The 5,563-nt window shown below is 33.4% G+C and carries 6 protein-coding genes; 2 read left to right on the forward strand and 4 right to left on the reverse strand.

The window, feature by feature from the left end; all coding sequences use genetic code 11:
* The coding region (locus RQ907_RS07195) for a DUF4491 family protein (protein ID WP_311492698.1) at positions 1-258 on the reverse strand (258 nt) is incomplete at its 3' end.
* A 169-nt stretch (positions 259-427) separates the two neighbouring features.
* Between RQ907_RS07195 and RQ907_RS07200 the strand changes: the two genes are divergently transcribed.
* A complete protein-coding gene (locus RQ907_RS07200; RefSeq protein WP_311492699.1) occupies positions 428-832 on the forward strand; it encodes a helix-turn-helix transcriptional regulator in 405 nt (134 codons plus the stop codon).
* A gap of 9 nt (positions 833-841) precedes the next feature.
* Positions 842-1,189: a hypothetical protein gene (locus RQ907_RS07205; RefSeq protein WP_311492700.1), complete on the forward strand. Its 348-nt coding sequence runs from the start codon at positions 842-844 to the stop codon at positions 1,187-1,189.
* 45 nt (positions 1,190-1,234) lie between these two features.
* Here RQ907_RS07205 and RQ907_RS07210 read toward each other — a convergent pair whose 3' ends face one another.
* The 3 genes from RQ907_RS07210 to RQ907_RS07220 all read right to left on the reverse strand — a co-directional run bounded on the left by RQ907_RS07210 (position 1,235) and on the right by RQ907_RS07220 (position 5,504).
* On the reverse strand, positions 1,235-2,995 hold the full coding sequence (locus RQ907_RS07210) for an ABC transporter ATP-binding protein (protein ID WP_311492701.1): 1,761 nt from the start codon (positions 2,993-2,995) through the stop codon (positions 1,235-1,237).
* Positions 2,992-4,731, reverse strand: coding sequence for an ABC transporter ATP-binding protein (locus tag RQ907_RS07215; RefSeq protein WP_311492702.1), 1,740 nt, complete (start codon positions 4,729-4,731; stop codon positions 2,992-2,994). Before RQ907_RS07215 ends, RQ907_RS07210 begins: the two co-directional genes overlap by 4 nt.
* A gap of 158 nt (positions 4,732-4,889) precedes the next feature.
* A complete protein-coding gene (locus RQ907_RS07220) occupies positions 4,890-5,504 on the reverse strand; it encodes a hypothetical protein (protein ID WP_311492703.1) in 615 nt (204 codons plus the stop codon).
* Positions 5,505-5,563 lie beyond the last annotated feature (59 nt).

A 5,563-nucleotide genomic window follows, 5' to 3' on the forward strand; every position in this document is an offset into this window, starting at 1 on the left:
CTTAAACCAACCCTTTAGGACTCTTTGCTCTTGTTCGATAACCTCGCCAATTGACCAAAAACAGCAACAGGCAATGACTCCAGCAAAGACACTAGGGATAAGAGATTTGATATAAAGGGAAAGGGCAACAAAAATTATGCCAAATAAAATAAAAACTTTGTTCACCTTCCTCCCAAAATAATATTCTCCCTTAATCACAAGGGGATGGAAAATCCCTATAAGAAAAAAAGTCACCACTCCAATAATAATTCCTTCCATAATTCCTCCTTATATAATTATCATATATATTGAAAAATTGGTCAAATATTTAAGAAAATTACTAAAATCAAGGAATGTAAAAGCATTTTTACATAAAAAAACTTGAGTGTAAAGTGATATAGATAGACTAAATAGATAAAATTTTTTAATATAGACTTAGGAGGTAAGAATGAAAATAGGAGACAAATTAAAAAATGCTAGGTTGGATAAAAAATTGACCCAAGAAGAAGTCGCAGAAAAACTTTTTGTATCAAGACAATCAATCTCAAACTGGGAAAACAACAAAACCTATCCTGACATTGGAAATGTAATTGCTTTATCAGATTTATACCAAATAAGTCTTGATGAGCTCTTAAAAGGGAGTGATAATTTTATGAAACATTTGGAAGAATCAACAGACATTGTAAAGTCTAACAAGAAACTCATATTTATTATAGTAATTGCCTTAATAGCAATGATTCTTATGGCAATGTTTACAGAATTTTTACCGGAAAAAGTAGTTTTAATTGCTATATTTACTCTGGCAGTAATAGTAACAGGTTTAGTTTATAGTGAGATTATTAAAAGATTTTAGGAGAATGAAATGGATATAAAATTAATAATAATGATAATAAGCGGAGCAGTCTTTGTGGTTGGAGCTTTTTTTCTCCAATATAATATATATCAGATGACTCAAATTGATGCTAATGCAAGGGGCCTAAAACACCCTAAGCTTTTGGGAGTTTTAAATATTTCGGGTAATAATGGCAATGCCTTCTTGCTAGCTTATTTGATTGGCAGAAAAAAATACCCTATACAAAATATTTCTAGCAAAGACCTTGCTAACCTTGAATTATATAAGAAAAAAGCTCTTTTAGCCCTAGGAATACACCTTGTAGCGTCTTTAGTTTTTATTGTAGCCTTTATATATTATGAGAGAATGACATTTTAATATAAATTTAAAAGCTTAAGCGATTTTTCGCCTAAGCTTTTTTCCTTATAGATATAATTCTGCTTGTGTTGTAAACATTTCTTTATAAAGTCCATCTTCCTTCATCAATTCTTCGTGGGTACCATTTTCTGTGATTTTTCCATCATCACAAACTATTATCCTGTCCGCATACTTGGTAGACGATAGCCTGTGGGAGATGAATAGGGAAGTTTGACCCTTTGAAATTTTTAGCATATTTTCAAAAATTTCCTGTTCACTCCTTGGATCTAGGGCGCTGGTTGGCTCATCCATGATAAAAAATTTCCCTTCATGGAAGATTGAACGAGCGAGAGCTAGTTTTTGACCTATACCACCTGATGGCTCAACAGACTTGTCTGAGAAAAGATAAGTGAGGAAAGTATCTTCTTTTTCAACTTGCTTAGCAATCCAGTTTGATAAATTGAGAAGGTCAAAGGCCTTATCCATATTTTTGTATTCATCAGTCCTAATATCTTCCTTCAATTTACTTGTGATATTTTCGCTAATCCTAAACGGAAAGAGCCTAAAATCTTGGAAGGTAGGGGATATGATTTGGTAGTATCTTTTTGTTGAAATCTTAGATATATCTATATCATTTAGGTAGATATGACCATCACTTGGTTCGTAAAACTTACACAAAAGTTTAACTATGGTAGATTTGCCGGCACCATTTTTGCCTACAAGGGCAAGAGTTTCTCCATTTTTTATTTCAAATGAAGTATCTTTTAGGACATAATCTTCACTTGCTGGATACTTGAAGGATACATTGTCAAATCTAATATTAATCTTGCTTGTATCTATATCAGTGATTTCTCCCTTATCAAGGAGGCCTTCTTCCATGTCAAGGAATTTGAAAAATACATCTAATTGAGCATTTACAGAAATTACCTTGGCGTAGTTTTGCTGGATGAGGTTGGTTGCGTTTATGACTTGGATTAGGGAGTTAAAATACATAGTGAAGTTTGCAAGGCTTATGGTCTTATCGATTAATTTATAGGTTAGATAAATTAAAGTAAGGATTATTGAGCCATTTGCACTCACATTCATAATCCCAGTGTATATTCCGTTTTTGTTGAAGTATTCGGTTGAAGATTTTATTACATTTTGGTGGTAGATGTCAGCTTTTTCTAGGACTAATTCTTGACCGTCGTAGATTTCTACATCCTTAAAATACCTTAAATCTGCCGCAAAATCTGCAAAAAATCTGTAGGACCTTATTTCAGAAACACTTTCACCTTGGTAATTTAGTTCGTTTTCTTTAATAAGATTTACTATTTTTTTGTTTATCAAAACTAATAAAATTAGCAAGATGATTATTGCAGGATTTAGCTTTACAAGGATTCCCAAAGCTAAGATTCCAGTTATGGCAGCTGATATTACCAAGACTATTATGTCATAGAGGGTGTACATTTCCCAAACTGCATAGTGGGCTTGTTCCATCATATCTTGGATATCTTTTGAGTCAGATTTTTCTATAGGAAGCCTTAGGGATTTTTGGGCAATCCTGAAAGTAAGTTTGTCTGACATATCTTCAAAGGTTAGGGTTAGGTAATTATTTAGCCATCTATAAGTTACTTCCTTGATAAAACCTAGGCCTATAACCAAGAGTCCAAGACCTAGGCAGTAGGAAATTCTTTTTTGTCCCATAAGCTCGTCAATTATTAGCTTTGGGGCGAAAATATTTATAAGAGGTAAAAATCCTAGAATGAGGTTTGTAACAATTACCCTAAAAGTAAAACCTGGGTGGTAGGTGTCAATTAATTTAAAAAGTTTTCTTATATTATTCATAGGACCTCCTTGTAATTTTTTGCTTGAAGATTATAGAGGTCTTTATAATCCTCACAAGTATTCATCAGCTCATCATGAGTCCCATTTGCGAGAATCTTTCCGTCCTTAAGATAAATTATCCTATCACAAAACTTGGTTGATGCAAGTCTGTGGGAGATAAAAATCGAAGATTTATCTTTGGTGAGATTATCATAGAGCATATAAAGTTCTCTTTCATTTAGGGCATCAAGTTGAGCTGTTGGCTCATCTAAGATGAGTAGTTTTGCCTTAGATTTTGCAATAGCACGAGCCAAAAATAGCCTTTGCTTTTGACCCCCAGACAAGTCGACCCCGTCATTGTCTAAAATTCTTAGAAGAGTTTGGCCGTCCTTTTTCTCATATTTATCTATGATTTCATCTAGGTGGGTCATTTTGTAAATATGTTCTAGGTTTCTATCCTCAGTCGTCATTAGGATATTTTCCTTAAAGGAAAATGGCAAAAGATTTGAATCTTGAAAGACAGCTGAGATTAGCTTTTTATAGTCTATCTGAGAATCCTTTATATCTTCTCCATTTATTAAAATCCTACCTTGTGTTGGTTGGTATAAGCCAGCGAGGATTAGGGCAAGGGTTGACTTGCCAGCACCATTTTCTCCTACAAGGGCGATAGATTCTGAGTCTTTTATTCTTAGATTTATATTTTTTAGAACATAGTCATCTGTGCCCGGATACTTAAAGGATACTCCATCAAGGACTATTTCCATATGGTCTGGATAAATTTCTTCTTTTTCATCCTTATAAACATCAGTAATTTTAAAAAATGGCTTGAAGACGCTAAAGTTTTTCCTAATATCAGAAAAAACCCACATGGTCTCGTGGTTAAAGGCAATAAAGGCAAAGATTGCTGTAAAATATACATAAAAATTTGCTAGAGAAATTCTTCCAGCAATAAGACCTGTCATCAGCCAATAAATTATAAGGCCATCCCTAATTAGGTTAAATATATTTGCCAGGGTAAAAATCCTTAGAGTCTTGGTGTTAACTTCTCCGAGGCGGATTATCCTAGACTTGTTGGTCTTACCGTAATAGGATTTGAAAATCCTTAATGTATCAAAAATTAAAATATCCTGCTTAGATAGGGGTGATTTCATTTCGTTATTGAGTTTGGAAAATTTATCCCAATTTGGGCTCATCTGTTGCCAATAATTGTCATAGGCCTTTGGTACTTGGTCTAAAAATATCCAAGATATGATAGTTAGGATGATTGTTGTCAAAAGGACCCAAAGATCCATAGACAAAAATATCCACAAAAATCCACCTATAGAAACGACCATGGCGAAGATATTTGGCAAATCCATCATAATGCCACCAGCACCGTGCCAAGGCGATTCTACAGACTTCATAGCATCACTTATTTTTTCGGATTCTTTCTTTTCTTTTTTCTTGGCGTAGGGGAGATAGAGTGAATACTCTGTGATCATATTCATTAGCTTGTAGCGGACGTGGTTCATCCTCATCCTATAATTGCCCATAACAAAGGCATCAAATAAACTAATTAATGAAGAAATAAAAAATAAGCCTATAAAGAATATTGGAAAAACTTTAGGATTTCCTTGATAGTTTTCTAGGATATAGGCAGGGGAAATAATCCATAAGAAGGGTTTGATCCCTACAAATAGACCATAAAGTGCGATTAGTAAAAACATGATTGGCTCCAAATGAGCCATCTTTTTAATTAAAAATTTAAATTCTTTCATAGTGCCGAATCTTCGGCATCCTCCTTGTTTTTCTTATGTAAGTCAAGGAGCTATCCTTACTTACTAGTTACGGGTTTTCTTTCCTTTTTTTAATCTGATCATTTTTCTGTTCTCCTTTCTTTAAATTTCTAATAGTTTACCATGGTAAAAGTATTTTGTCAATTATTGCCAGCTGAGATTGAAATTATGGTATTTTTGCCATCCTTATTCACATCAAGAACCTTAAAACGTCTGATTTTAAAGGTATTGTCAAAGTTCATATAAGAATTAATCACGGTACCAAGACCTGCTACTTCTGTGATTCCTGCCGTATTTGTAATAGGTAGGTTTGATTCAATGGCGTAGTTTATCATTTCATCAAAAAGTTCTGGGTCGATGTCTGATGTGTAATTTAAAAGGGTGATATAGGCCTTATCTTCGCTTAAAAATAGGTTGGTTTTGACCTTGCCATAAAATCCCTCTAGGAAAATTTGAAAGAGAATATAGGCAGTATTGTAGGAAAGGTTCCTATATCTGAGTTTTTTATCAACAACTAATTCGATTGTATCTTCGGTGTATTTGCCCTTTACAGAAATAAGGTCCTTGCCTTTATTTTCCTTTACTTCAACAACTTCAAGACCTCCTGCAGTCTTGTAATCGTTTATCAAAAAATCGTCACTTGGCATAAAGATAGTTTTTTCTACAAGTAGTTGGCTGATGTTATTTTTAAATCTCTTATCTTTAACTTCTGCAGTAAAGGATAAGATTTCTGGATATTTTTCATAAATTTTCATCTTTTTCACCTCTAATCTATTATATCATATGATATAATGAAATAGAGGTTTTTATGAAA

The sequence above is a fragment of the uncultured Anaerococcus sp. genome (genome assembly GCF_963510575.1).
Classification (GTDB): Bacteria; Bacillota; Clostridia; order Tissierellales; family Peptoniphilaceae; genus Anaerococcus.

Bases quoted from the DNA above. Each gene is read 5' to 3' on its own strand.
- RQ907_RS07200 (WP_311492699.1), top strand. From the start codon at position 428: ATGAAAATAGGAGACAAATTAAAAAATGCTAGGTTGGATAAAAAATTG.
- RQ907_RS07205 (WP_311492700.1), top strand. From the start codon at position 842: ATGGATATAAAATTAATAATAATGATAATAAGCGGAGCAGTCTTTGTG.
- RQ907_RS07210 (WP_311492701.1), bottom strand. From the start codon at position 2,995: ATGAATAATATAAGAAAACTTTTTAAATTAATTGACACCTACCACCCA.
- RQ907_RS07215 (WP_311492702.1), bottom strand. From the start codon at position 4,731: ATGAAAGAATTTAAATTTTTAATTAAAAAGATGGCTCATTTGGAGCCA.
- RQ907_RS07220 (WP_311492703.1), bottom strand. From the start codon at position 5,504: ATGAAAATTTATGAAAAATATCCAGAAATCTTATCCTTTACTGCAGAA.